Below are 24,863 nucleotides of genomic sequence, written 5' to 3'. Positions count from 1 at the left end.
TAACGGCCACTACTGATCAGGAGTTACACGATGAACGTTCGTCTGCTGGGTTTGGCCATGGCATTTGGTTTGGCACTTCCTGTGGCCGCTCAGGCGCAGATGCTTCAGCCAGGTTTGTGGGAATTGACCTCGAGCAACATGAAGGTCGACAACCAGGATCTCCCGGATCTGCAACTGATTCTCGGGCAGATCCAGAGCCAGATGACGCCTGAGCAACGCGCTCAACTGGAGAAGCAAGGCATCACCATGGGTGGCAAGGGTATTCGCGCCTGCCTGACTCCGGAACAGGTGAAGACCGACAATATCCCCCTGACGGATCCTCAGTCGGGCTGCAAGCAGGAAATCACCGAGCGTACCGGCAACCAGTGGAAATTCCGGTTCAGCTGTCCGAAGGCACAGGGTACCGGCGTGGCCACTTTCCTCAGCGATCGTGAGTTCACTACCAAGGTCAACGGTACATTCAATGCCACCGGTATTCAGCAGAAGGGTAGCCTCGATACTCGAGCCGTGTGGCTGGGTCAGGATTGCGGTACGGTCAAGCCTCGAGCCTGATCCCGATTCCATTCGCTCTGTGCCACAGCGTCGTGGGCATGCAGGCTCTCTGCATGCACCACGCGTAGCTGAAACCCGTCGATTTCATCGCAGTGTTTGAGGGCAAAGTGCAGACGTCGCGCGGCGTCTTCGCAGAACATCAGGTTCTGTCCATTTGCCAACGCGAAAGCTTGTTCGTCGGCGCGTTTAACCGCTGTTTGTACTGCGGTGCCTAACGCTGCTTCTGCCACATCTATTATTTTTACCAGTGGTAACTCCCACCCATTCGGAATTATCCGGGCTTGCAGTTGTGCGCTACTGCGCTGGCTGTGAGGTGTCGCAACAATTCCATTTGCGCCACCCAACCACATAAGCACCTCGGTATGCCGCAAAGTCCTGTTGGCGAAATCATTCATGAATTGCTGCTGGATCAGTTGCCGCGAAAGGGCGGCTGAGCAGGGGCAGGTCGACGAGTAGATGACTTCGACATTTAGTTCCACGTGGAACATTCCATTTTCCAGGCGCGCTTGAACACTCACTGGGTATGACCGCCAGCCGGATAATTGGGTGATCAGTGCCGGTCTTTTTAACAGCAGCTCAAAGTGAATATTGAGGTAGGCACTGTTTGAAAGTCCCTCATGACTCCGCAGAAAGCACTGCAGTACCTGGCTCAAGCGCGCAGGCGTCAGCTCCTGTTGCTCGAGCGATTCTAATGCCAGGTATAGGCGTGACATGTGGATGCCGCGTGCGTCGCCATCGTCCAGGCTGACCCCCGCATCGGCTTTTGCCGAGCATTGCTGGCCGTTGAGCACCACGGGAATGGCAATCCCGCGCATGCCGACCCAATCCAGCGGCAGTGTTTGGTGGGAGGCCTGGGTGGCGATATCCGGCAACGTCAGCGCGTTCATGAGGCAGTTCCATCGTAGAGGTAGATGTTCTATGTTATGTTATTACATATTGAATCTGCCACGCCTTTTCTCACAAGAGCGTGCAATGCCTACGAGGAATTTCGCATGCCCCACCGTCTACCCGTCACCGTGCTGTCTGGCTTTTTAGGCGCGGGCAAAAGCACGCTGCTCAACCATGTGCTGCGAAATCGCGAAAACCTGCGGGTGGCCGTGATCGTCAATGACATGAGCGAAATCAACATTGATGGCAGTGAGGTTCAGCGTGACGTCAGCCTGAACCGCGCTGAAGAGAAGCTCGTGGAAATGAGCAACGGCTGCATTTGCTGCACGCTGCGCGAAGATCTTCTGGAGGAGGTGAGCAAGCTCGCCAGGGACGGTCGCTTCGATTACCTGCTGATCGAGTCGACGGGAATATCCGAACCATTGCCGGTTGCTGAAACATTCACCTTCCGCGACGAACAAGGACAGAGCCTGGCCGATCTGGCGCGCCTCGATACCATGGTCACGGTAGTTGATGGGGTGAACTTTCTCCTCGACTACCAGGCCGCAGACAGCCTCGCATCAAGGGGTGAAACCCTGGGTGAGGGTGACGAGCGATCCATTACCGACTTGTTGATCGAGCAGATTGAGTTTGCCGACGTCATTCTGATCAGCAAGGTCGATCTGATCAGCAGCAGCGAACGCTTGGAGTTAATGGCGATTCTTGCGCGGCTTAACGCCCAGGCAGAGATCATTCCAATGGTCATGGGCGAAGTTGCCTTGGGCAGAATCCTTGATACGGGTCGTTTCGATTTCGACAAGGCCGCCCAAGCCCCTGGCTGGCTGCGAGAGCTGCGCGGTGAGCACCTGCCGGAGACCGAGGAGTATGGCATCGCTTCCACCGCTTATCGGGCGCTTAAACCTTTTCATCCCCGGCGTTTTTTCGATTTCATCAACGGCTCCTGGGAAAATGGCAAATTGCTGCGTTCCAAGGGGTTTTTCTGGCTCGCCAGCAAGCACATGGACGCGGGTAGCTGGTCTCAGGCGGGCGGCTTGATGCGCCATGGATATGCTGGGCGCTGGTGGCGTTTTGTGCCACAGGAGCAGTGGCCACAGGACGACGAAAGCATCGCTGCAATCCGAAAAAACTGGGCTGTCGACACCGGCGATTGCCGCCAGGAGCTGGTGTTCATCGGCCAGAATATCGACTTCGCAAAACTCACCGGCGAGCTGGACGACTGCTTGCTCACTGAAGCAGAAATGGCATTGGGCGTGTCGGGCTGGCAACAGCTGACGGACCCGTTCGGACCGTGGTACGAGGAAGTCGCCTGAGGCTCAAGGCTTGAGCCAGCTGCCCTGGCTTTGTGCCTCGCAATAGGGCTTGAGGTACGCCTGATCGGTCACCACACCGTAATAGTGAATATCCTGCCGGTACGGCATATTGGCGACCTGGGCGTTGCTGCAGACGCCAAACGCCCCGGCAGGGCATTCGTTCACATACTGCACGTCGACTTTCTGCCCGGGCAGGTTGGGCTGGCAAAAACCATCGGCGAAGAGTTTTTCCGGTATGTTGCGGTTCTGCTGGCACACTTTCACATCCAGTCGCTCGGCGGTACTGTGAACCATGCAGGCCTGCGCCAGTACCTCGTCTGAGGTCAGCGCCAGGAGCAACAACAATCCCGTCAACCGCATCTTCTACCCCCTTAGAATCCATCAATCATGTTGCAGAACATCCCGACCCACGTCATTGCCGGCCCCTTGGGTGCTGGCAAGACCAGCCTGATCAGGCAGTTGCTTGAGCAGCGGCCCCAGAACGAACGTTGGGCAGTGCTGATCAATGAGTTCGGCCAGATCGGCCTGGACGCAGCGCTATTAACCAGCGACGCCGATGGTATCGCACTGGGTGAAGTGGCCGGGGGATGTTTGTGCTGCGTAAACGGTGCGCCTTTTCAGATAGGGCTGGGACGTCTGCTGCGCAAGGCACGGCCCGATCGGCTGTTTATCGAGCCGTCCGGGTTGGGTCATCCGGCGCAATTGCTCAGGCAACTGAACGAGGGGCCGTGGCTGGGTGTACTGGCTGTACAGCCGTGTGTACTGGTGCTGGATGCCCAGGCGCTAGCCCTTGGCAAAACCTTGCCACAGGCGCAACAGGAGGCGCTGGACAGCGCCGGCTTGTTGTTGCTGAACAAGTCGGAACAGCTCAATGAAGCAGATCGCCAGCGCATCGCCGCCAGCCTGCCAGCGCGCCCACTGCACTGGACCCGGCACGCAGCACTGCCGCTAAGCGCACTACCGGGGCTCGATGCTTGCGCTGTGGCCGCTGTGGATAACTTCATCGCGCCCAAGGGGCTGGGACAGCTGCCGGCACTATGGACTGACCCTGCAACGCCGATTTGTCTCTGTCAGGAACAGCAGGGCAGCTGGAGCGTTGGCTGGCGCTGGCACCCGAGCCAGACGTTCCAATTGGCCCACGTCAGTCGATGGCTTGAGGGCATGGTGTGGCGGCGGGCAAAGCTGGTTATTCACAGCGATGCAGGTTGGGTGTCCGCCAATGCGCTGGATAACTCGCCGTTGCAATGGCGGCCCAGTGAGTGGCGCCTGGATTCGCGCATCGAGTTGATCTTCGATGCCCCAGGGGATGTGGTGACGCTACAAGAGACGTTGGCTGATTGCCTGCTCTAAGGCCTCCACTTGTTGTGATCCTGGCGCCATTGGCTCAGCTCGATCACTTCAGCGCGGGGTTTGACGATGTCGACCACCGCCGGTGATTCATCGAACGGCATCGGGTAGGGCGCCAGTTCGATCTGCGCGCTGTGGGCGCCGAACTGGGTGATCGTGCCGTTATGACGGCTTTCGCCGGTTACGGTGAATTCAAAGTTATACACACGGGCCAGGCGCCGGCGGTCGTTGGCATCCTTCATGAAGCCAATTTTTTTCAGCGCGACATTACCGTCCAGCAGCTCGATACCCAGCTTGGCGCAGTGCTGCTTGACCCGCTCCAGTGCACGTTCGCGCAAACCATGGTTATGCCACAGCCACGCGCCAGCGGTGGCCAGCAGCATCAGCACGAAGATATTTCCGAGGGTCAGCATCAACAGGGTGCTCCAACAAGATAGTGTCAGCTTAACTGTGTCCCCGGTCTGTCGTACAGGCTGCGTTTAGTCGCATACTGCGCGGCTCGAATTTCGTTTGACGGAAACTCAGCGCATGAAACGTACACCCCATCTGCTCGCCATCCAGTCCCACGTGGTATTCGGCCATGCTGGCAATAGCGCCGCGGTTTTCCCGATGCAACGGGTCGGGGTAAACGTATGGCCGCTTAACACTGTGCAGTTCTCCAACCATACCCAGTACGGCCAATGGGCCGGGGAAGTCTTGTCGCCGCAACAGATTCCGGCGTTGGTGGAAGGCATCGCGGCGATCGGTGAGCTGGGCAATTGTGATGCGGTGCTCTCCGGGTACCTGGGCAGTGCGGCCCAGGGACGGGCGATCCTGACCGGTGTGGCGCGGATCAAGTCGATGAATCCCAAGGCGTTATACCTGTGCGACCCGGTGATGGGTCACCCGGAGAAGGGCTGCAGTGTGCCGCAGGAGGTCAGCGATTTCCTTCTGGAAGAAGCGGCGGCCGTGGCCGACTTCATGTGCCCGAACCAGTTGGAGCTGGACAGCTTTTCAGGGCGCCGCCCGCAATCGCTGTTCGACTGCCTGGCCATGGCGCGAGCACTGCTGGCCCGTGGCCCCAAGGCAGTGTTGGTCAAGCACCTGGACTATCCCGGGAAAGCGGCGGATGTGTTCGAAATGCTGCTGGTCACAGCCGAGAACAGCTGGCATTTGCGCCGTCCGCTGTTGGCGTTCCCGCGGCAGCCGGTGGGCGTGGGCGACCTGACTTCAGGGTTGTTCCTGGCGCGAGTGCTGTTGGGGGACAGCCTGGTGGCGGCATTCGAATTCGCGGCGTCGGCGGTGCATGAAGTGCTGCTGGAGACCCAGGCGTGTGCCAGCTACGAGTTGGAACTGGTGCGGGCTCAGGACCGCATTGCGCATCCGCGGGTGCGGTTTGAGGCGACTGCGATCAGCCTCTGATTTTGCGTTGAACCCGTTCGCGGGCAAGCCCGCTCCCACAGAGATTGTCAGTGGACACAATATTTGTGCACCCGGCAGATTTCCTGTGGGAGCGGGCTTGCCCGCGAAAGCTATCTAAGGTCGGAACCAGACCTCAGGCGTCGCCCTTGATCTCCTGATAACGCTTTTCCAGCTCCTGACGAATCTGCCGGCGTTGCTGGGCCTGCACATATCGGCGTTTGTCTTCGCTGTTCTGTGGTTGCAGCGGTGGAACGGAGGCCGGCTTGCGGTCGTCATCTACCGCCACCATGGTGAAAAAACAGCTGTTGGTATGCCGCACCGAGCGTTCACGAATGTTCTCGGTGACGACCTTGATCCCGACTTCCATCGACGTGTTGCCGGTGTAGTTCACCGAGGCCAGGAAGGTCACCAGCTCGCCGACGTGAATGGGTTCGCGAAAGATCACCTGGTCCACCGACAAGGTCACCACATAGCGGCCGGCATAACGGCTGGCGCAGGCATACGCGACTTCGTCGAGGTACTTGAGCAGAGTGCCGCCGTGAACATTGCCAGAGAAGTTGGCCATGTCGGGGGTCATCAATACCGTCATCGACAGTTGGGCGTTTCCGGGTTCCATAAAGTGCTCACGGTTCAAGGCAGGTTATTGGGGCGCACCTCTGCGGGTGCCTTGTCAGCTTTTTTCAAACCAACAGTTATCGGGACGCCGGGCGGGTGGCTGCCGTCACGCCCTGGCCGATCTGTTTCCATATATTGCACCGCCTTTCTGGCGGAAGTCGCGGTGTTACGCTCCAAAAGTCGACCCAAAGGAGCCCCACACCATGCATGCGATCAGTTTTATCCAGGATCTGGCAGTGATCATGTTGGTCGCCGGGGTGGTCACGGTGTTGTTCCACAGGCTTAAACAACCTGTGGTCCTGGGCTACATCGTTGCCGGCTTCATCATTGGCCCGCACACCCCGCCGTTCGGCCTTATCCACGATGAAGAAACCATCAAGACCCTGGCCGAACTCGGGGTGATCTTCCTGATGTTCTGCCTGGGCCTGGAGTTCAGCCTGCGCAAGCTGTTCAAGGTCGGCGCCACAGCGTTTATCGCAGCGTTCCTGGAAATCGTACTGATGATCTGGATCGGCTATGAAATCGGCCGCTGGTTCGACTGGAACACCATGGATTCGCTGTTCCTTGGCGCGATCCTGGCGATTTCCTCGACCACTATCATCGTCAAGGCGCTGAACGACTTGAAGATGAAGAACGAGCGCTTTGCACAGTTGATCTTTGGCGTGTTGATCGTCGAGGACATCCTCGGCATCGGGATTATCGCCTTGCTGTCGAGCATCGCGGTGAGCGGTACCGTGAGCTCCGGCGAAGTCTTTTCTACGGTCGGCAAGCTGTCGCTGTTCATGATTGTCGCGTTGGTGATCGGCATTCTGCTGGTGCCGCGCCTGCTGGCTTACGTGGCCAGATTCGAAAGCAACGAAATGCTCTTGATCACCGTGCTGGGGCTTTGCTTCGGCTTCTGCCTGCTGGTGGTCAAGCTCGAGTACAGCATGGTACTGGGAGCGTTCCTGATTGGCGCGATCATGGCGGAATCGCGGCAACTGCTGAAGATTGAGCGTCTGATTGAACCGGTGCGTGATCTGTTCAGCGCAATATTTTTTGTCGCCATCGGGCTGATGCTCGATCCGATGATCCTGCTGCAATATGCCTGGCCCATCGCGGTGATCACTGTTGCGGTGGTGCTGGGCAAGATGCTGTCCTGCGGCTTGGGCGCGTTTATCGCAGGCAATGACGGACGTACTTCACTGCGGGTTGGCATGGGGCTTTCGCAGATTGGCGAGTTCTCCTTCATCATTGCGGCGCTGGGCATGACGCTGCAGGTGACCAGTAATTTCCTGTATCCGGTGGCCGTTGCCGTGTCGGTCATCACCACGCTGCTGACGCCGTATCTGATCCGCGCGGCGGACCCCCTGTCGATCAAGCTGGCAGCGGTGATGCCTCAGCGACTGGGCCGGGTATTGGGCATGTATGGCGAATGGTTGCGCAGCATCCAGCCCCAAGGCGAGGGTGCGCTGTTGGCGTCGATGATCCGGCGGATTCTGTTGCAGGTCGGCGTCAACCTGGCGCTGGTGATTGCGATTTTCTTCTCGGGGGCATTTTTCGCCGAGCGCATGTCTGCCTACCTGCAGGACTGGATCAGTGATCCGAGCTGGCAGAAGGCGTTGATTTGGGGTGGGGCGTTGATCCTGTCGCTGCCATTTCTGATCGCCGCCTACCGCAAGCTCAAGGCGTTGTCGATGCTGCTGGCGGAAATGGGCGTCAAGCCGGAGATGGCGGGGCGTCACACGCAGCGGGTACGACGGGTGATCGCTGAAGTGATTCCGATCCTGTCGCTGCTGGTGATTTTCCTGCTGCTGGCGGCCTTGTCGGCGAGTATTTTGCCCACCAACAAGCTGCTGGTATTGATCGTCGTAGTGGCGGCCGCTGTGGCTGCCGTGTTGTGGCGCTGGTTCATTCGCGTTCACACACGGATGCAGGTGGCCCTGCTGGAGACCCTGGACAATCACAAGGAATCGTCAGGCCATTGATTGAACCTGCAGCCCTCGGGCCGCTGCGCGGGCTGATGGCTGCAGAATACTGCGTGGCTCAGCTTTCCAGCCAGACGTCTCGGGCCCAGTGCCATACCGATTCCCAGGTTTCTTCGGCAATCAGCTCTTCTTCGGCTTGCCAAAGCACCACGGTGCCGTCTTCTTCGACGCAGTAGTAGTCGTCGCCGTCCTGGCAGATCGGGATCAGGCTGCGATCGACGCCCGCATCCCAGGCATTGGCCGCCACGTCCGGCAGGTAGGTGTGGGACTGCGGGTCGGTCACCGTCACCGGCTCCAGGCTGCCGTAGACCACGTCGCTGACGGTCAGCAAAAATTCTCTGAAGACGAAGGGAATGTCGATGAACAGTTGCTCTTCGATCTCTACCAGCATGTCTTCGTCAGGCAGTTCCAAGGGGACTGGTACCGGTTCGTTGGCGTCACGCAGTTGTTCGATGATTTCTTCCACGTCCGGGATCCTCTTGCTGTTGGCGCGGTTTGGTTGGGGCGGTTTATACAGTAGCTTGCTATAGATGCAACCGCGAAATAGAAAACCCCAGCCGGGGCTGGGGTTTTTATTACAGCATTTTTAAAGCAGCGGGTGATCAGCCGTTCTGGCGGATACCGGCTACCAGCCAAGGCTGGTTCTCGCCCTGTGGACGTTCCATGTTCCAGCTTTCGCTGAACACTTCGCCCTGGTCGAAGCGCGAGGTCTTCGACAGACCGCTGAAGGTCAGGGTGGCGATGGTTTTGTCCGCACGGTCATCCACGCCGTCCAGTTGCACATTGAGGTTATCAATGTAGGTGGACTGGAAGCTGTCGCCCAGATCAGCGCGCTCGCGCTTCAGGAACTCCAGCAGTTGCGGGGTCACGAACTCGGCGATCTTGTCCATTTCGTTAGCGTCCCAGTGCTGCTGCAGGGACTGGAAGTGGTTGCGAGCTGCTTCAATGAAGTTGTTTTCATTGAACCAGGCTGGCGCATTGATCACCGGACGTGCGGCAACCGGCGCTGCTGCACCGCCGAAGATCGAACCCATGCCAGCAGGCTTCTGCTCAAACACTTCACGCTGCATTGGCGCGCCGGCCGGGGCCAGGTGCTCCTGCTGCTTGCGGCGACGAGCGGCGATGAAGCGGAAGACCAGGAAGGCGATGACCGCCATGATCAGGATGTCGAAGATCTGCATCCCCTGGAAGCCGCCGCCCATGAACATGGAGGCCAGCAGGCCACCGGCAGCGATACCGGCCAGAGGGCCGAGCCAGCGCGATGCACCGCCGGCTTTGGCAGCGGCGCCAGCGGCACCGGCCGCGCCGGCAGTGGCAGCAGCGCCACCGGCAGCAGAAGAAGGAGCCATTTGGCTGGTCTGGTGAGTCGGCGCAGCGCCGGAGCTCTTGCCGCCACCAAAGCGCTTGGCGTTGGCGTCGAGGCTCATCGTCAGGCCGATGCACAACGCCATGGCGATGCTAAGAAAACGTTTCATAAAGGGAATTCCCATTTGTGGAAGGCACGCGCGCCATGTTGCACAGCTGAAGTGTTACTGGCTAGCGGCAGAGTGTTTCGAGCTTTTGCCTGACAGGTATGGTTCAGCTTCGTCGAGGCAATAAGGGTATGTACTTTTGTCTGTAGGAAAAAGGGATAGGTTCACAGAGAAATGAAACCCTGTAGGAGCGGGATTGCCCGCGAAAGCCGTTTAGTACCTGGCATGGATGCCAGCTGATACACGGTATTCACGAGCGAGCCGCACCGCCGCTCCTACCTGCAAGACCTGCTTGCAGGTCCCTAGACGGCTTCCAGCTTGGCGTAGCCGAGCATCAGCCATTTGCTGCCTTCGCTGAAGTTCACCTGCACCCGGGCCTGGGCGCCGGCGCCTTCGAAGTTGAGGATCACGCCGTCGCCAAAGATTGAGTGACGCACCGTCTGACCCAGGCTGAAGCCGGTTTCCGGAATTTCACTGCCACTGAACAGGTTGCTGCCACTCATCGACTGGTTGCCGCCGAAGGGCCGGCTGACGCTGTTCGACAAGCGTACTTCCTGGATAAGACCCTTCGGGATCTCACGTACGAAGCGCGACACCTTGTTGTAGGTCTCGCTGCCATACAGGCGGCGGGTTTCGGCGTAGGTCATTACCAGGTTCTGCATGGCCCGTGTGATGCCGACGTAGGCCAGGCGGCGTTCTTCTTCAAGGCGTCCGGGTTCTTCCAGGCTCATCTTGTGCGGGAACAGGCCTTCTTCCATGCCCACCAGGAACACATAAGGGAATTCCAGGCCCTTGGCGCTGTGCAACGTCATCAGCTGAATGCTGTCTTCGTGTTCGTCGGCCTGGGTATCCCCGGCCTCCAGCGAGGCGTGGCCGAGGAATGCGGCCAGCGGCGTGAGGTCCTCGTCTTCCTCGGTGTTTTCGAAGTTGCGGGCAGCGCTGACCAGTTCCTCAAGGTTTTCCACCCGTGCCTGGCCTTTTTCACCTTTTTCCGCTTCGTGGTAGGCAATCAGCCCGGACTGCTCGATAACAGTCTGGGTCATCAGGTGCAGCGGCATTTCCATGCATTTGGCGGCGAGGTTCTCTATCAGCTCGATAAAGCCTCCCAAGGCGCCGGCAGCACGTCCGGTAAGGCCCTTGTTGGCCACCAGCAGGCGCATGGCTTCCCACATCGAGACGTCGCTATGGCGCGCATGCTCGCGGATCGCTTCGACGGTTTTCTCACCGATGCCACGGGCGGGCACGTTGATCACCCGTTCCAGGGCGGCGTCGTTGCCTCGACCTTCCAGTAACCGCAGGTACGCCATGGCGTTCTTGATTTCTGCACGCTCGAAGAAGCGCTGGCCGCCATAGATGCGATACGGAATGCGTTCGCGCAGCAAGGCTTCTTCCAGAACGCGAGATTGGGCGTTGGAGCGATACAGAATTGCGATATCGCTGCGTCCAAGGCCAGTTTTCAGCGCGCTTTCGATGGTTTCGACAACGTAACGCGCCTCATCGTGCTCGTTGAAAGCCGCGTACAGGTTGATCGCCTCGCCATCGCCGCCGTCCGTCCACAGTTCTTTGCCCAGGCGCCCGGTGTTGTTGGCGATCAGGGCATTGGCCGCTTTGAGGATGCCGGCCGTGGAGCGGTAGTTCTGCTCCAGGCGGATGGTTTGCGAATCCGGGAAGTCGGAGGAGTACTGATGAATGTTTTCGATTTTCGCGCCGCGCCAGCCGTAAATCGACTGGTCGTCATCGCCTACAACCATCAGGCTGTCGCCGCCCTTGCCCAGCAGGCGCAGCCAGGCGTACTGCACGGCGTTGGTATCCTGGAATTCGTCCACCAGAATGTGCCGGAAGCGTTTTTGATAATGCGCCAGCAGGCCTGGGTGATCACGCCACAGGTCGAGTGCGCGCAGCAGCAGTTCGGAGAAATCGATGACACCTGCGCGCAGGCAAGCGGCCTCATAGGCTTCGTAGATGCTGCGCATGGACGCCAGGAACAGGTCGCCACTGGCCTGGATGTGTTGTGGCCGCAGGCCTTCGTCTTTCTGCCCGTTGATGAACCATTGCGCCTGGCGCGCTGGCCAGCGTTGTTCGTCCAGCCCCAGCTCGCGGATCACCCGCTTGACCAGCCGCTGCTGGTCGTCGCTGTCGAGAATCTGGAAGGTCTGGCTCAGGCCGGCTTCCTGCCAATGCGCCCGCAACAAGCGGTGCGCCAGGCCGTGGAAGGTGCCTACCCACATGCCGGCCGGGTTGATACCCATCAGCTGCTCGATGCGATGACGCATCTCGGCAGCGGCCTTGTTGGTAAAGGTCACCGACAGGATCGAGTGGGGTGAGGCGTTCTCGACCTGGATCAACCAGGCGATACGGTGCACCAGCACTCGGGTTTTACCGGAACCAGCACCGGCCAGGACCAACTGACGACCCACGGAGGCAGCTACGGCCTGGCGTTGGGCATCGTTGAGGGAGTTCAGCAGAAGGGAGAGATCATCGCGCATCGGGGCATTCTAGGGTGCGCCGTCACACCGGGCAAACCGAGCTTTGCATTAGCCGATGAAAGACGCACGGATGACGACCGGTCAGTCACTGCCTGCAAGCGCTGGCGGGGCTTGCTCTGCGGCTTTTCAGGGGGCAAGTGCAACCGCAGATTTCATGTTTTTTATAGTGGGCGGCGGTTTGGTCCAGCCACGTGCTTGTGTATGCTCCGTCGACGATTCGGGCACAAGCTCACCATTATAAGAACAAGAATATTGCCTATGACCCTCAGCATCGACCTGTCGGGCCCCTCCGTGGAGCCCCGGGTTATCCGCAGACAATACGCCATGGAAATGGCGGTGGAGCGCACGCGTCTGCTTTACCAGGGATCGCTGCTGCCTACTTTGTTCATGCTGATCAATGGCCTGGTCTGCGCCGGCCTGCTCTGGAGCCCGCAACGCTACTTTCTGGTCAGCATCTGGCTGGTGTGGTTGCTCTCACTGGTGGCGTTGCGGGTTATCCAGGTTGCGGCTTTCGACTCAGCGATCCCCAACCGTCAGGCGCATCCGGTCTGGCGCCGCATGTTCATGCTCGGCTCGGGTCTGACCGGCTTGACCTTGGCGGGTGCCGGTATCGCACTGGTCCCGGCGGACACCTTCATCCAGCAAGCCTGGGTATTTGGCCTGATCGGGGCCGCTGCGCTGTCAGCGAGCGTGGCGTACGCCGTCAGCCTCCCGGCGTTTCTTTCGTTTACGTTGCCCTGTCTGTTGCCGGCGATCGCCTATCTGTTTTGGGGCGGCGATGAGCAAGGCCAGGGCTGGGGCTGGTTCGGCCTGATTTTGCTGGGGGCGTTGAGCGTGGTCGCCTGGCAGGTCAACCGGCTGATCGATCGCGGCTTGTTGCGTCGCTTCCAGAATCAGGCACTGATCGAGCACCTGCAGCAGGCTCAAACCAGCAGCGATCAACTGAATAAGAAGCTGGCCAGGGAGGTTGAGCAGCGTAATTGCGCGGAAGCTGAACTACGGGCCATTCAGGCCGGGCTGGAAGGCCGTGTTGCCCAGCGCAGCCTCGAACTCGACCTGGCCAACCAGGCCCTCAGTAAAAGCGAGGCGCGTCTGGCATTGGCGCTGAAAGCCAGTGAGCTCGGGTTGTGGGACTGGAACCTGCAGACGGACGAAGTCCACCACACGCAGCTTCAGGAATTGTTCGGCCTGGAGCCAGAGTTAGTGACGGCCATGCTGCGCCATCTCAAGCCACGCCTGCACCCCGAGGACCTGCCGGCGCTCAAGCGCGCATTGGTTGAGCACCTGAAGGGTCGCAGCGAGGACTATCAGATCGAATACCGCGTGCGTCACGGTGACGGTCACTGGGTATGGATCGAGGACCGTGGACGGGCGGTGGAGCGCGGCGAAAATGGCCGGGTGGTGCGCATGGTCGGGACTCGACGCAACATCAGCGTCAGCAAGCACCACGAAACGCAACAGCAACTGGCTGCGACGGTCTTTGAAGCGGCCAGTGAAGGCATTGTGATTTTCGATCCCAATTACGCCCTGATCGCCGCTAATCAGGCCTTCTGCCGAGTGACCGGCTATGAGATCGAAGACCTGCTCGGACTGAGTGTGGTCGATCTGCCGTGCAGTCGTGACGCTCGCCGGCACTACAGCGCCATTCGCCAGGCACTGGAGCAGCATGGCAGCTGGCAGGGCGAACTGGTGGAGACGCGGAAAAATGGTGAGTTGTATCCGCAGTGGTTGCAGCTAAGTGCGGTGCGTGATAATCGGGGAAATGTAAGTCATCTTGTCGGCTTCTTCGCTGATCTTTCGGCCAGGCGCGAATCCGAAGAACGGATGCGGTTTCTCACCCATTACGACGAGTTGACGGGCCTGGCCAACCGCTCGCTGTTCCGCGAGCGCCTGCGCGAGGCTCATCAACGGATGCGTCAGGGCGGGCGCAGCCTGGCGTTGCTGCATATCAATCTGGACCGGTTCAAGTTGCTCAACGAGAGCCTGGGCCATGACATTGCCGACGAGCTATTGCAGAAAATCGCCCGCAGGTTGGTAAGTGCGCTGCCCGAGGCCGAAACTATTGCACGCTTGTCCGGCGACGAATTTGCCGTGCTGTTTGACAGCTACGCCAACCTCTCCAGTCTGGCCCGGGTGGCGACACGGGTGTCCGCCAAGTTGCGTTTGCCATTGAACATCGACGGACATGAGCTGGTAGTCAGTGCGTCGATGGGCATCAGTATGCTCCCGGACAACGCCCGGGAAATCTCAGCGCTGGTCAGCCAGTCGAACATGGCCATGCAGCATGCCAAACACTTGGGTGGCAATAATTTCCAGTTCTACACCGAGAGCCTGCAAGCCAGCACCCTGGAGCGATTGCAGCTGGAAAACCAGCTGCGCAAAGCGATCGATGAGAAGCAGCTTAAAGTGTTCTACCAACCCAAGCTCTGCCTCGCCACGGGACGCCTGAATGCCGCCGAAGCCTTGGTGCGCTGGGATCATCCCGACAGGGGCAGGGTGTCGCCTGCAGAGTTCATTGGCCTGGCCGAGGAAACCGGGTTGATCGGTCCGATCGGCGAGTTCGTGCTGCGTCAGGCCTGCTGGCAAGCGTGCGAGTGGCAGCGCCAGGGGCTCGAGCCGATTCGTGTGTCGGTCAATCTGTCTGTGTATCAGCTGCGTCAGGGCAAGTTGGTCAGCCTGGTTCGACAGGTGCTGGAAGAAACCGGGCTGGCGCCGCAATACCTTGAGCTTGAACTGACCGAAAGTCAGTTGCTGGACAGCGTCGAGCACATCATTTCGACGTTCCAGCAGCTACGGGACCTGGGGGTAAAACTGGCGATCGACGACTTTGGCACCGGCTATTCGTCTTTGAGTTACCTCAAGCGCATTCCGGTGGACTACGTGAAAATCGATCAGACGTTTATTCGCGGCCTGGGCGAGGGGCAGATGGATGCCGCGATCACCCGCGCGATCATCGCCATGGCCCATGGCTTGTCGTTGAAAGTGGTGGCTGAGGGAGTGGAGCGGCCCGAGCAACTTGAGTTCCTGCGAGGCGAACATTGTGATGAGGTGCAGGGCTACCTGATCAGCAAGCCCGTTGAGGCGCAACAGCTAGCGAGCCTTCTGCAGTTGCAGGGCTCGAAGTAAATCCGTGAAGGCGTGATTGGCGCTACATGGAGCCATGCTCTGCTGAAAACGAGGGATTCGGTTACGGATTGAGCAGGCAAAAAGCCAATTCATGTAGTATAACTACAAGCTCGCTACATCACGGCGCCTGCCAATAACAAAGAGTCCAGACCTTTGAATCTGTTGCAACACATCGCCCAGTCACGCCACCTCTTACGCAAGTCGGAGCTCAAGGTCGCCGACCACGTGCTGCTTGACCCGGCGGCGGTGATGCACAGTTCCATGGCAGACCTGGCCCACAGCGTGGGCATCAGCGAACCGACCATCGTGCGGTTTTGCCGGGCCATCGGCTGTTCCGGATTCCAGGACCTGAAACTCAAGCTGGCGCAGAGCCTGGCGGCGGGCGCGAGTTTTGGACAGTTCGCGATTCACGAAGACGATTCGGTCGCCGACTACAGTCTGAAAATCTTCGATACCACCCTGCATACCCTGATGGAAGTGCGCGAGCGGCTCGACCCGATCGAGTTGCAGCGCGCAGTGACACTGATGTCCCAGGCCCAGCGGGTAGAGTTCTACGGCTTTGGTGCGTCGGGCGCAGTGGCAGCAGATGCCCAGCACAAATTCTTTCGTTTGTTGCTGACGGCGGCGGCATATTCCGACCCGCACATGCAGGCCATGTCGGCGGTGACCCTAAAACCCACCGATGTAGCCATCTGCATTTCGCAATCCGGGCGCTCGAAGGATTTGCTGATCACGGCCAACCTGGTGCGTGAAAGCGGTGCTTCGCTGATCACCCTGTGCCCGAGCCAGACCCCGCTGGCCGAGTTGTCGACCGTCAACCTGGCGATCGATGTGCATGAAGACACCGAGATCTACACGCCGCTGACTTCACGTATTGCCCACCTGGTGGTGATCGATGTGTTGGCGATGGGCGTGGCCATGGCGCGCGGCCCGAGCCTGGTGAACCACCTCAAGAGCGTGAAGCGCAGCTTGCGCAGCTTGCGGTTGTCGCCCAAGTCGGTCAAGGCGCTGGACGATTAAGATCAAAGGATCGCAGCCTTCGGCAGCTCCTGCGGGAATTCGCGTACCCTGAGCTGCCGAAGGTTGCGATCTTTTGATCTGTAAATGTTCACACCCCTGTAACGCGCATGCCGCCAAACCGTCATCCCCCGCGCCTATCTTGAAACTCCCGTAATCGCCTTGGGAGACTCGAAATGGCCCAGCCCTACGAAGAACGCAACAGCGCCGTCAGAACCCGTCGTCAGCAGGAAGACCAGCGCCGCATGGAGTTTCGCCGCGCCATCGAAGACCGCTGCGAGCGCCGCCAGCTGCTGGCTGAAATCGGCGGCTTTCCTGACGAGCTCGAACTCAACTACTGGCAGGCAGCGCCCGCAGCTTCCCGTCGAAACGCTCAACCAGGGCGCTGATCTGCACCCGCTCGCTGCGGATAAACGCAAGGAATGCGTGAGCCACCGGTGACAGGCGCTTCGCCTTGGCCTGCACCAGGCACCAGCTGCGGTACAGCGGTAACTCTTCCACCGGCAGCTCGATCAATCCGCCGGTCGCCAGTTCCAGGTTCAGGGCGTGACGCGTCAACAGCGCCACGCCCAAACCTGCCAGTACACACTCGCGCTGGGCTTCGGCCGACGAGACTTCCTGGGTCTGGTTGAAGTGCACGCGCTTTTCCTTGAAGTACTCCTCGCAGGCCAGGCGAGTGCCGGAGCCGGGTTCGCGCAGCAGCAAGGTATAAGGTTCCAGATCCTGCAAGCGCAGCGGTCCCAAATGGCACAGCGGATGGTCCGGCGGCGCCACCGCGACTATCGGGTTGTTCAGGAAAGGCAGGAATTCGAGCCCCATGTCCTGTGGCACCATGGACATGATCACCAGGTCATCGCGGTTATCCGACAGGCGCCGAATCACCTGCCCGCGATTGACCACCGTCAGCTGCAGATTGACCTCGGGGTGTTGGCGCTTGAAGGCGGCAAACAAGTGCGGCACGAAATACTTGGCGCTGGATTCCACTGCCAGCTTGAGCTGTCCCTGCAGCGATCCCTGCATGTCCGACAGCTGCATGTCGAGGTTTTCCAGGCGGCCGAAGATGTCCCGGCTGGCTCGCTGGAGTGCTTCGGCGGCCTCGGTCATGTAGAGTTTTTTGCCAACATAATCAAACAATGGCTGCCCGATCAGTTCTTCGATCTGCCGAATCTGCAGGCTGACAGCTGGCTGTGTCAGCGACATTTCCTCGGCTGCACGGCTGTAGGACCGTAGATCACACACCTCATTGAAGATCTGAAGTTGGCGTAATGTCATTCGCATCAAGGACTTACGCATTTTTTCTTCGCTTTTAACCATGGCCGGTAACGCAACTATAAGTCTTTACTTATGCCTGACCCAATAATTATTCATTTTTGTTAATCCCTCGTGAGCGCTAGTGTGGGTTCGCGACCAGATGGAAACATTTGGTCACGTCGACCTGGTCTAGCAGGTTGTGGGTACCACCGGCTCAAGGGAAATTCCAAGTGATAAAAAAGATCCTGATCGCCAACCGTGGTGAGATTGCCGTACGAATCGTACGTGCCTGCGCCGAGATGGGCATTCGCTCGGTCGCGATCTACTCCGACGCCGATCGGCACGCGTTGCACGTGAAGCGTGCAGACGAAGCCCACAGCATTGGTGCCGAACCTCTGGCCGGCTACCTGAATGCGCGCAAGCTGGTGAACCTGGCGGTAGAAACCGGCTGCGATGCACTGCACCCCGGCTACGGTTTCCTTTCGGAAAACGCCGAACTGGCAGACATCTGCGCCGAGCGCGGGATCAAGTTCATCGGTCCCTCGGCTGAAGTGATTCGGCGCATGGGCGACAAGACCGAAGCGCGCCGCAGCATGATCAAGGCCGGAGTACCGGTCACACCCGGCACGGAAGGCAACGTCGCGGATATCGCGGAAGCGCTTATCGAAGGCGACCGCATCGGTTATCCGGTGATGCTCAAGGCGACCTCCGGTGGCGGTGGCCGTGGTATCCGACGCTGCGACAGTCGGGACGAACTTGAACAGGCATTCCCGCGAGTGATTTCCGAGGCCACCAAGGCCTTTGGTTCGGCAGAAGTGTTCCTGGAAAAATGCATCGTCAACCCGAAGCACATCGAAGCGCAGATCCTCGGCGACAGTTTCGGCAATGTCGTGCACCTGTTCGAGCGCGACTGCTCGATCCAGCGACGCAACCAGAAGCTCATCGAGATTGCCCCGAGCCCGCAACTGACCCCGGAACAGCGCGCCTACATCGGTGACCTGTCCGTACGTGCGGCCAAAGCCGTGGGTTACGAAAACGCCGGTACCGTGGAGTTCCTGCTCGCCGAGGGCGAGGTGTACTTCATGGAAATGAACACCCGGGTGCAGGTGGAGCACACCATCACCGAAGAAATCACCGGCATCGACATCGTGCGTGAGCAGATCCGCATTGCGTCCGGCTTGCCGCTTTCGGTGAAACAGGAAGACATCCAGCACCGCGGTTTTGCCCTGCAGTTCCGGATCAACGCCGAAGACCCGAAAAACAATTTTCTGCCGAGCTTTGGCAAGATCACCCGTTACTACGCACCCGGCGGTCCCGGCGTGCGTACCGACACGGCAATCTATACCGGCTACACCATTCCACCGTTCTACGACTCCATGTGCCTCAAACTGGTGGTCTGGGCGTTGACCTGGGAAGAAGCGATGGACCGTGGCTTGCGTGCCCTCGACGACATGCGTCTGCAAGGGGTCAAGACCACCGCCGCGTACTACCAGGAAATCCTGCGTAACCCGGAATTCCGTAGTGGCCAGTTCAATACCAGCTTCGTTGAAAGCCACCCTGAACTGACCAACTACTCGATCAAGCGCAAACCCGAAGAGCTGGCCCTGGCCATCGCCGCCGCCATCGCCGCCCACGCAGGCCTGTGAGGAATATAACAATGAGCAAGAAAATCCACGTCACCGACACGATCCTGCGCGACGCCCACCAATCGCTGCTCGCGACCCGCATGCGCACCGAAGACATGCTGCCGATCTGCGACAAGCTCGACAAGGTCGGCTACTGGTCGCTGGAATGCTGGGGCGGTGCGACATTCGACGCCTGCGTACGCTTCCTGAAAGAAGACCCGTGGGAGCGCCTGCGCCAACTGCGCGCCGCGCTGCCTAACACTCGCCTGCAAATGCTCCTGCGTGGCCAGAACCTGTTGGGCTACCGCCACTACAGCGACGATGTGGTCAAAGCCTTCGTCGCCAAGGCTGCGGTCAATGGCATCGACGTCTTCCGCATCTTCGACGCGATGAACGACGTACGTAACCTGCGCACGGCCATCGAAGCCGTGAAGGCTGCCGGCAAGCATGCCCAGGGCACCATCGCCTACACCACCAGCCCTGTGCACACCATCGATGCGTTTGTGGCCCAGGCCAAGCAGATGGAGGCCATGGGTTGCGACTCGGTGGCGATCAAGGACATGGCCGGTCTGCTGACCCCTTATGCCACTGGCGAACTGGTCCGTGCGTTGAAAGCAGAGCAGTCCCTGCCGGTGTTCATCCACTCCCACGACACCGCGGGCCTGGCCACCATGTGCCAGCTCAAGGCGATCGAGAACGGTGCCGACCACATCGACACCGCGATCTCCAGCTTCGCCTCCGGCACCAGCCACCCGGGCACCGAGTCGATGGTCGCCGCCCTTAAAGGCAGCGAGTACGACACCGGCCTGAATCTGGAACTGCTGCAGGAAATCGGTCTGTACTTCTACGCCGTGCGCAAGAAGTACCACCAGTTCGAAAGCGAGTTCACCGCCGTCGACACCCGCGTGCAAGTCAACCAGGTGCCGGGCGGGATGATTTCCAACCTGGCCAACCAGTTGAAAGAGCAGGGCGCCCTCAACCGCATGGCCGAAGTGCTGGCCGAGATCCCGCGTGTTCGCGAGGACCTCGGTTTCCCGCCGCTGGTGACCCCGACTTCGCAGATCGTCGGCACCCAGGCGTTCTTCAACGTGCTGGCCGGCGAGCGCTACAAGACCATCACCAATGAAGTGAAGCTCTACCTGCAAGGTGGCTATGGCAAGGCGCCGGGCACCGTTAATGAAAAACTGCGTCGCCAGGCGATCGGTAGCGAGGAAGTGATCGACGTGCGCCCGGCTGATCTGCTCAAGCCGGAAATGACCAAGCTGCGCGCTGAAATCGGCTCGGTGGCCAAGTCTGAAGAAGACGTGCTGACCTACGCCATGTTCCCGGACATCGGGCGCAAATTCCTCGAAGAGCGTGCCGCCGGCACCCTGACGCCTGAAGTGTTGCTGCCGATTCCAGAAGCCGGTGGCGTGACCTCGGCCGGTGGCGAAGGCGTGCCGACCGAGTTCGTGATCGACGTTCACGGTGAAACCTACCGAGTCGACATCACCGGTGTCGGCGTCAAGGCTGAAGGCAAGCGTCACTTCTACCTGTCCATCGACGGCATGCCGGAAGAAGTGGTGTTCGAACCGCTCAATGAATTCGTCAGCGGCGGCAGCAGCAAGCGCAAGCAAGCCACGGCGCCTGGCCATGTCAGCACCACCATGCCGGGCAACATTGTCGACGTGCTGGTCAAGGAAGGCGACGTGGTGAAAGCCGGGCAGGCCGTGCTGATCACCGAAGCGATGAAAATGGAAACCGAAGTCCAGGCCGCCATCGCCGGCAAAGTTACCGCCATTCACGTGGCCAAGGGCGACCGGGTAAACCCGGGCGAAATCCTGATCGAGATCGAAGGCTGATTAACAGCCTCGGTACACCGCTTTAAACCTCGGGGGGGCATGTGCTCCCCTTTTTTTTGGCTGTCGTTTGGGCGGTTGCCGACAAGCGTCTGGCATCTGCATTATTTTGCGTTTTTTATTAAAAGTTTTAACTTGATCTGCATTCTACTGCAGTTCGCAAGGGTGCTTCCCAGGTCTGAATGCACTATATTGCGTGTTGGCTTCGCAATTGACGTCAAAATGTGCATTTAAATGCAGGTGAAGATGGCATGTATAACCTCACCTTACAGGTCTACATCGACGCTACCTGGCGCGACGCCATGGTCTTGAGCTTTGACAGCCCTGAAAAAGGCTTTGAGAGCCGCTGCAGTTTCGGTTACGAACAGAGTTATCTGGCCGACAACTATGAATCCATCGGAACACCTTTCGCGAAAGCTGTGAGTGCCAGGCTTCCACTGGATTGGGATGGATGGCGCTCCAATGCCCCGGCGTTCGTGTATGACATTGCACCTGCAGGAGCGGCGAAAAGATTTCTAATGGCTCGCATCGGCCGAGACAAGCCTGCAAATTGAAATCCCTGATTTGCTCGCTGATTATCTGAGACGCGACTTGATCAATAAGATTCTCGGTAACTCAGACAACCATGGTCGCAACACCGCGATTATCCGTGGCACTGATTCGTTTCGACTGGCACCGATTTACGATCTGGCACCGATGGTGATGGACGATGAAGGTGTTACACGTACTACCAAGTGGCCAAAAGAACTGGAACGGGCAGGTGACGTGGATTGGCGTGGCGTGTGTAGCGCCGTGGCTGAACTGGCCGATCCGAATGACCCATTGGCCACACTCGGCGATGCATCGCAAATCTACGAGCGCCTGCGTGCGGATGCCCGACGCCTGGCTGCACTTCCCGACATTCTAAGTGCCAGTGGTTTGCCTGACGCGACGATGAATCACCCGCGAATTGCCTTGAAAAGCCTGGAGCACCGTTTGATAGAGTGGGACTTGAAATGAGCATGACGGTTGCAGAGCGCACAAAGCTCATTGAGAGCATCCGGGAGGCACTTGCCCAAGGCACTCTTGAAATCGGCGAGGCGGTTCGCCGTTTACGTGTGGAGGTCACGGGCCTGCACCAGACGCAGTTTGCGAAAATGTGCAAGATTTCGGTGCGCACGCTGGTACATATCGAGCATGGGGAGGGGAATCAGACGTTGAAATCCCTGAATGCAGTGTTCAGACCTTTTGGAATGAAAATGGGGGTGGTGCGGCTGCGGCGCGATAGTGAGCGTTGAACTACGCCGCGCCGCCAATCCGTAGGAGCCGGCTTGCCGGCGATTGCGATGGCTCACGCGCCACCGCCGGTAAGCCGATCAGTCCCTAAGCCCGGCACTCCGCCAGCGTCTTCAACTGACCCGACGTCGTCTGGTTTTCATCCGATAACCACTGTTCGAAGCCCGCGCCGATGGCCGGCCACTCCGAGTCCAGGATCGAATACCAGGCGGTGTCGCGGTTCTGGCCCTTGACCACCATGTGCTGGCGGAACACCCCTTCAAAGCTGAATCCCAGCCGCTCGGCCGCATACTTGGAGCGAGCGTTGCCGTTGTTGCACTTCCACTCCAGGCGGCGGTAACCCAAGGCAAAGGATTCCCTGGCCAGCAGATACACAGCCTCGGTGCTTTTCGGCGAGCGTTGCATCGGTGCGCCAAAGGTCACGTGGCCGATCTCGATGCGGCCCTGGGCCGCAACGATCGACATCAGGCTGAGGATGCCCTGCACCTCATCGCTGGCGCGGTCGATCACGCTGAAAAAATAGGGGTCGCTGTGGGCCGCATGATTGTTCAACCAATCGTCGAACACGCTGCGCTCTGGAAACGGTCCATAAGGCAGGTAATCCCACAGCTTGGGATCTGCGCCCGGACCTTGCAGGGCTTTGAACAAGCCATCGGCGTGACGGGCCGCATCGAGTTTCTCAAGGCGGATAAACCGACCTTCGATGGTTTGAACCGAGGGGGCCGGGACGCCCTTCCAGTCCGCGAGTGAAGTCGACATGCTGTTCTCCTTGAACCTTAAAGGGCTTTACGAAACTGGATGAAACCGGGCCGCTCGGCGATACGCTCGTAGAGCTGGATCGCGGTGGCGTTGGTCTCGTGAGTCAACCAGTGGACCTTGCAGCAGCCATCGTTTTTGGCGGTGGCGTAGACGAATTCGATCAACTGGCGGCCGACGCCCGTGCCGCGGGTGTGTGGTGCCACCAGCAGGTCCTGCAGGTAGCAGGAATTCTCGATGCTCCAGTTTGATCGATGGTAGATGAAATGCACCATGCCTACCGCTCGACCATCCGCCCAGGCCAGCGCGGCGTGGGTCGGCTCGCCTGGATCGAGGATGCGCTCCCAGGTGCTTCGGGTGACCGTTTCAGGCAGCTGGGTGTTGTAAAAATCCAGATAGGTTTGCCACAAGGGTAGCCAGGCGGCGTGATCGCCGGCGGTGACCTGGCGGATGTCGAGCTGACTCATGTTGGTTCCTTAACGCATCAAGTGAGCGAGAGCCTGATCATGCGCATCGGGGCTGGCGCCGAGCCCCTCGCGCACGCCGGCATAATCGGCGGGGCTACGGTTCTGGCCGAGTTTGCGTTTACCTTCCAGGCGCTGGATTGGCAGGGCAAAGCCGACGATGGCCTTGAGCATCCCGTCAATGTAGTCGGCCGGAGCGTCGCTCACTTTCCACGGCTGCGCGCGGGCCGCTTCATGACGATCGGTCAAGCCGCTGACCAGCTCCAGCAGACGCCCGGCATCGCTGAACACTTCGGCAGTGCCGTACGCGTGCACGGCGATGTAGTTCCAGGTGGGCACGACTTTGCCGTGCTCGGCTTTGCTGGGGTAAAACCCGGGGCTGACATAGGCATCGGCACCGGCAAATATCACCATCGCTTCAGCACCATTGTGCAGTTCCTTCCACTGTGGATTGGCCCTGGCGAAATGACCGTAGAGCGTGCCATTGGGACCTTCGTCGCCGCGCAGCAACAGGGGCAGGTGACTGGCTTGCAAGCCTTGTTCGCCATGGGTGACGACCAGGGCGAGACGGGTGGCGAGTATCTGCTGCTGCAGTTCGTCCAAATCGTGGATGGCAAAGCTGCTTGGGTTGTACATGGAAAAATTCCTTGGCGAATGCCTGCATCCTAGGCAGGCTATTGGTCTGTTGTAAGAGCCATTAACGACCAATTTCATAGGTCCATTACCATGAGCCAGTCGCTGCTTTCCCTGTCGTTCAATCCGGCTGGTATCGAACTCGATCGACGCCAGGGTCTGAGTCGACAGCTTTACCAGGCTTTACGACTGCGCGTGCTGGATGGACGGCTGGCCAGTGGCACCCGATTGCCTGCAACACGCGATCTGGCGTCAGCGCTGGCAATTTCCCGCAATAGCGTGGTGCGGGCGTACGATCAACTGTATGCCGAAGGGTTTATCGAGGGGCGAGTGGGAGACGGGACTTATGTCGCGCAATTGCCCCAAGCGGACTCGCTCGACAAAAAACTATCCACAAAAGTATCCACAGGGTTTTCAACAGGCTTGTCCACAGCCTTATCCACAAATTGGCTGGACTTACCTGTAATTTCATCCAGTAAAGTTATCCACAATGGTGCTCTGGAACGGGTCGAAAAGAACCATTTAGCGACACCACCCAGCGGGCCGCCTCGGGCATTTCGGGTGGGTGTGCCGGCGTTCGACCTGTTCCCTTTTGAGATATGGGCCAAGCTGAACGCGGCTTTCTGGCGTAAACCGGACTTGCAGCAGTTGTGCTACGGCGATCCGGCCGGCGATGCGCGATTGCGAGGGTTGATTGCCGCGTATTTGCGTAGTTCCCGGGGAATGCAGTGCACCGCTGAGCAAATAGTGATCACCAGTGGTGCGCAACAGGGAATTAGCCTTTGTGCACAGCTGCTGGTGGAGCCGGGGGACGGGGTGGCGCTGGAAAATCCGGGGTAC

The 24,863-nt window shown here is 59.2% G+C and carries 23 protein-coding genes and 1 pseudogene; 13 read left to right on the top strand and 11 right to left on the bottom strand.

All coding sequences use genetic code 11. The annotated features are described in order from the left end of the window. The first annotated feature begins 30 nt into the window (after positions 1-30). Positions 31-552, top strand: a complete 522-nt coding sequence (locus tag UB23_RS19040; protein WP_045060850.1) for a DUF3617 domain-containing protein — start codon at positions 31-33, stop codon at positions 550-552. Here the strand turns inward: UB23_RS19040 and folE2 are convergent. Further along, the gene (folE2, locus tag UB23_RS19035) at positions 519-1,439 is read right to left on the bottom strand and encodes a GTP cyclohydrolase FolE2 (protein WP_045060849.1); all 921 of its coding nucleotides are present in this window, start codon (positions 1,437-1,439) and stop codon (positions 519-521) included. The two genes, UB23_RS19040 and folE2, sit on opposite strands and share 34 nt — an antisense overlap. A gap of 105 nt (positions 1,440-1,544) precedes the next feature. Between folE2 and zigA the strand changes: the two genes are divergently transcribed. Next, positions 1,545-2,750 carry a zinc metallochaperone GTPase ZigA gene (gene zigA / locus UB23_RS19030; protein WP_045060848.1) on the top strand — a complete coding sequence of 402 codons (1,206 nt, stop codon included), beginning with the start codon at positions 1,545-1,547 and terminating at the stop codon, positions 2,748-2,750. Positions 2,751-2,753: 3 nt separating this feature from the next. Here zigA and UB23_RS19025 read toward each other — a convergent pair whose 3' ends face one another. After that, positions 2,754-3,110, bottom strand: coding sequence for a hypothetical protein (locus UB23_RS19025; protein ID WP_045060847.1), 357 nt, complete (start codon positions 3,108-3,110; stop codon positions 2,754-2,756). A 27-nt stretch (positions 3,111-3,137) separates the two neighbouring features. Between UB23_RS19025 and UB23_RS19020 the strand changes: the two genes are divergently transcribed. Next, positions 3,138-4,100, top strand: a complete 963-nt coding sequence (locus UB23_RS19020; RefSeq protein WP_045060846.1) for a CobW family GTP-binding protein — start codon at positions 3,138-3,140, stop codon at positions 4,098-4,100. Here UB23_RS19020 and UB23_RS19015 read toward each other — a convergent pair. Then, a complete protein-coding gene (locus tag UB23_RS19015; protein WP_045060845.1) occupies positions 4,097-4,510 on the bottom strand; it encodes a DUF3301 domain-containing protein in 414 nt (137 codons plus the stop codon). The genes UB23_RS19020 and UB23_RS19015 overlap by 4 nt on opposite strands. Before the next feature lie 115 nt (positions 4,511-4,625). On the opposite strand from UB23_RS19015, the gene pdxY reads away from it, so the two are divergent. Beyond that, entirely contained in the window at positions 4,626-5,498 is an 873-nt protein-coding gene (gene pdxY / locus UB23_RS19010) for a pyridoxal kinase PdxY (RefSeq protein WP_045060844.1), read from the top strand. Between the two features lie 133 nt (positions 5,499-5,631). Here pdxY and UB23_RS19005 read toward each other — a convergent pair whose 3' ends face one another. Beyond that, positions 5,632-6,114, bottom strand: coding sequence for an acyl-CoA thioesterase (locus UB23_RS19005; RefSeq protein ID WP_045060843.1), 483 nt, complete (start codon positions 6,112-6,114; stop codon positions 5,632-5,634). Positions 6,115-6,316: 202 nt separating this feature from the next. Here UB23_RS19005 and UB23_RS19000 point away from each other — a divergent pair, with 202 nt between their 5' ends. After that, positions 6,317-8,080: a cation:proton antiporter gene (locus tag UB23_RS19000; RefSeq protein WP_045060842.1), complete on the top strand. Its 1,764-nt coding sequence runs from the start codon at positions 6,317-6,319 to the stop codon at positions 8,078-8,080. 58 nt (positions 8,081-8,138) lie between these two features. On the opposite strand, the gene UB23_RS18995 is transcribed toward UB23_RS19000, so the two are convergent. The 3 genes from UB23_RS18995 to uvrD all read right to left on the bottom strand — a co-directional run bounded on the left by UB23_RS18995 (position 8,139) and on the right by uvrD (position 12,038). Continuing rightward, positions 8,139-8,546, bottom strand: coding sequence for an SMI1/KNR4 family protein (locus tag UB23_RS18995; RefSeq protein ID WP_045060841.1), 408 nt, complete (start codon positions 8,544-8,546; stop codon positions 8,139-8,141). A gap of 136 nt (positions 8,547-8,682) precedes the next feature. Next, positions 8,683-9,555 (bottom strand): Tim44 domain-containing protein, encoded by an 873-nt coding sequence (locus UB23_RS18990; RefSeq protein WP_045060840.1) that lies wholly within the window; start codon positions 9,553-9,555, stop codon positions 8,683-8,685. A gap of 299 nt (positions 9,556-9,854) precedes the next feature. Further along, the gene (gene uvrD, locus UB23_RS18985) at positions 9,855-12,038 is read right to left on the bottom strand and encodes a DNA helicase II (RefSeq protein ID WP_045060839.1); all 2,184 of its coding nucleotides are present in this window, start codon (positions 12,036-12,038) and stop codon (positions 9,855-9,857) included. 258 nt (positions 12,039-12,296) lie between these two features. Here uvrD and UB23_RS18980 point away from each other — a divergent pair, with 258 nt between their 5' ends. From UB23_RS18980 to UB23_RS18970, 3 genes are all read left to right on the top strand, one after another. Then, positions 12,297-15,164 carry an EAL domain-containing protein gene (locus UB23_RS18980; RefSeq protein WP_045060838.1) on the top strand — a complete coding sequence of 956 codons (2,868 nt, stop codon included), beginning with the start codon at positions 12,297-12,299 and terminating at the stop codon, positions 15,162-15,164. 153 nt (positions 15,165-15,317) lie between these two features. After that, positions 15,318-16,184 (top strand): transcriptional regulator HexR, encoded by an 867-nt coding sequence (hexR, locus tag UB23_RS18975; RefSeq protein WP_045060837.1) that lies wholly within the window; start codon positions 15,318-15,320, stop codon positions 16,182-16,184. A 173-nt stretch (positions 16,185-16,357) separates the two neighbouring features. Beyond that, positions 16,358-16,570, top strand: coding sequence for a PA3496 family putative envelope integrity protein (locus UB23_RS18970; RefSeq protein WP_045060836.1), 213 nt, complete (start codon positions 16,358-16,360; stop codon positions 16,568-16,570). Here UB23_RS18970 and UB23_RS18965 read toward each other — a convergent pair. Continuing rightward, complete coding sequence (locus UB23_RS18965; RefSeq protein WP_045060868.1) at positions 16,512-17,474, bottom strand: LysR family transcriptional regulator; 963 nt, start codon at positions 17,472-17,474, stop codon at positions 16,512-16,514. The two genes, UB23_RS18970 and UB23_RS18965, sit on opposite strands and share 59 nt — an antisense overlap. A 188-nt stretch (positions 17,475-17,662) precedes the next feature. On the opposite strand from UB23_RS18965, the gene UB23_RS18960 reads away from it, so the two are divergent. From UB23_RS18960 to UB23_RS18945, 4 genes and pseudogenes are all read left to right on the top strand, one after another. After that, positions 17,663-19,078 (top strand): acetyl-CoA carboxylase biotin carboxylase subunit, encoded by a 1,416-nt coding sequence (locus tag UB23_RS18960; RefSeq protein ID WP_045060835.1) that lies wholly within the window; start codon positions 17,663-17,665, stop codon positions 19,076-19,078. An 11-nt stretch (positions 19,079-19,089) separates the two neighbouring features. After that, on the top strand, positions 19,090-20,898 hold the full coding sequence (oadA, locus tag UB23_RS18955; RefSeq protein ID WP_045060834.1) for a sodium-extruding oxaloacetate decarboxylase subunit alpha: 1,809 nt from the start codon (positions 19,090-19,092) through the stop codon (positions 20,896-20,898). A gap of 248 nt (positions 20,899-21,146) precedes the next feature. Further along, positions 21,147-21,894: pseudogene (locus tag UB23_RS28720) on the top strand (HipA domain-containing protein). After that, positions 21,891-22,172 (top strand): helix-turn-helix domain-containing protein, encoded by a 282-nt coding sequence (locus tag UB23_RS18945; RefSeq protein WP_045060833.1) that lies wholly within the window; start codon positions 21,891-21,893, stop codon positions 22,170-22,172. Before UB23_RS28720 ends, UB23_RS18945 begins: the two are co-directional and overlap by 4 nt. A gap of 85 nt (positions 22,173-22,257) precedes the next feature. Here UB23_RS18945 and UB23_RS18940 read toward each other — a convergent pair whose 3' ends face one another. From UB23_RS18940 to UB23_RS18930, 3 genes are read right to left on the bottom strand one after another with little or no spacing between them, the layout of a single operon-like run. Further along, positions 22,258-22,929: a GNAT family N-acetyltransferase gene (locus UB23_RS18940; protein ID WP_045060832.1), complete on the bottom strand. Its 672-nt coding sequence runs from the start codon at positions 22,927-22,929 to the stop codon at positions 22,258-22,260. Positions 22,930-22,946: 17 nt separating this feature from the next. Beyond that, positions 22,947-23,393, bottom strand: a complete 447-nt coding sequence (locus UB23_RS18935) for a GNAT family N-acetyltransferase (RefSeq protein ID WP_045060831.1) — start codon at positions 23,391-23,393, stop codon at positions 22,947-22,949. A 9-nt stretch (positions 23,394-23,402) separates the two neighbouring features. Then, positions 23,403-24,026 (bottom strand): FMN-binding negative transcriptional regulator, encoded by a 624-nt coding sequence (locus UB23_RS18930; protein WP_045060830.1) that lies wholly within the window; start codon positions 24,024-24,026, stop codon positions 23,403-23,405. A gap of 90 nt (positions 24,027-24,116) precedes the next feature. Between UB23_RS18930 and UB23_RS18925 the strand changes: the two genes are divergently transcribed. Further along, positions 24,117-24,863, top strand: a 747-nt coding sequence (locus UB23_RS18925) for an aminotransferase-like domain-containing protein (RefSeq protein WP_045060829.1), incomplete at its 3' end; no start/stop codon positions are given.

This window comes from Pseudomonas sp. ES3-33, assembly GCF_000952175.1.
Lineage (GTDB): Bacteria > Pseudomonadota > Gammaproteobacteria > Pseudomonadales > Pseudomonadaceae > Aquipseudomonas > Aquipseudomonas gregormendelii.
Note: the sequence above shows the minus strand (reverse complement) of the source record. Positions and strands in the feature narration are given on the sequence as shown.

Bases quoted from the DNA above. Each gene is read 5' to 3' on its own strand.
- UB23_RS19025 (WP_045060847.1), bottom strand. From the start codon at position 3,110: ATGCGGTTGACGGGATTGTTGTTGCTCCTGGCGCTGACCTCAGACGAG.
- UB23_RS18935 (WP_045060831.1), bottom strand. From the start codon at position 23,393: ATGAGTCAGCTCGACATCCGCCAGGTCACCGCCGGCGATCACGCCGCC.
- UB23_RS18990 (WP_045060840.1), bottom strand. From the start codon at position 9,555: ATGAAACGTTTTCTTAGCATCGCCATGGCGTTGTGCATCGGCCTGACG.
- UB23_RS18940 (WP_045060832.1), bottom strand. From the start codon at position 22,929: ATGTCGACTTCACTCGCGGACTGGAAGGGCGTCCCGGCCCCCTCGGTT.
- UB23_RS19040 (WP_045060850.1), top strand. From the start codon at position 31: ATGAACGTTCGTCTGCTGGGTTTGGCCATGGCATTTGGTTTGGCACTT.
- UB23_RS19005 (WP_045060843.1), bottom strand. From the start codon at position 6,114: ATGGAACCCGGAAACGCCCAACTGTCGATGACGGTATTGATGACCCCC.
- UB23_RS19015 (WP_045060845.1), bottom strand. From the start codon at position 4,510: ATGCTGACCCTCGGAAATATCTTCGTGCTGATGCTGCTGGCCACCGCT.
- folE2 (WP_045060849.1), bottom strand. From the start codon at position 1,439: ATGAACGCGCTGACGTTGCCGGATATCGCCACCCAGGCCTCCCACCAA.
- UB23_RS18945 (WP_045060833.1), top strand. From the start codon at position 21,891: ATGAGCATGACGGTTGCAGAGCGCACAAAGCTCATTGAGAGCATCCGG.
- pdxY (WP_045060844.1), top strand. From the start codon at position 4,626: ATGAAACGTACACCCCATCTGCTCGCCATCCAGTCCCACGTGGTATTC.
- uvrD (WP_045060839.1), bottom strand. From the start codon at position 12,038: ATGCGCGATGATCTCTCCCTTCTGCTGAACTCCCTCAACGATGCCCAA.
- UB23_RS19000 (WP_045060842.1), top strand. From the start codon at position 6,317: ATGCATGCGATCAGTTTTATCCAGGATCTGGCAGTGATCATGTTGGTC.
- UB23_RS18965 (WP_045060868.1), bottom strand. From the start codon at position 17,474: ATGCGTAAGTCCTTGATGCGAATGACATTACGCCAACTTCAGATCTTC.
- UB23_RS19020 (WP_045060846.1), top strand. From the start codon at position 3,138: ATGTTGCAGAACATCCCGACCCACGTCATTGCCGGCCCCTTGGGTGCT.
- zigA (WP_045060848.1), top strand. From the start codon at position 1,545: ATGCCCCACCGTCTACCCGTCACCGTGCTGTCTGGCTTTTTAGGCGCG.
- UB23_RS18930 (WP_045060830.1), bottom strand. From the start codon at position 24,026: ATGTACAACCCAAGCAGCTTTGCCATCCACGATTTGGACGAACTGCAG.
- oadA (WP_045060834.1), top strand. From the start codon at position 19,090: ATGAGCAAGAAAATCCACGTCACCGACACGATCCTGCGCGACGCCCAC.
- UB23_RS18980 (WP_045060838.1), top strand. From the start codon at position 12,297: ATGACCCTCAGCATCGACCTGTCGGGCCCCTCCGTGGAGCCCCGGGTT.
- UB23_RS18970 (WP_045060836.1), top strand. From the start codon at position 16,358: ATGGCCCAGCCCTACGAAGAACGCAACAGCGCCGTCAGAACCCGTCGT.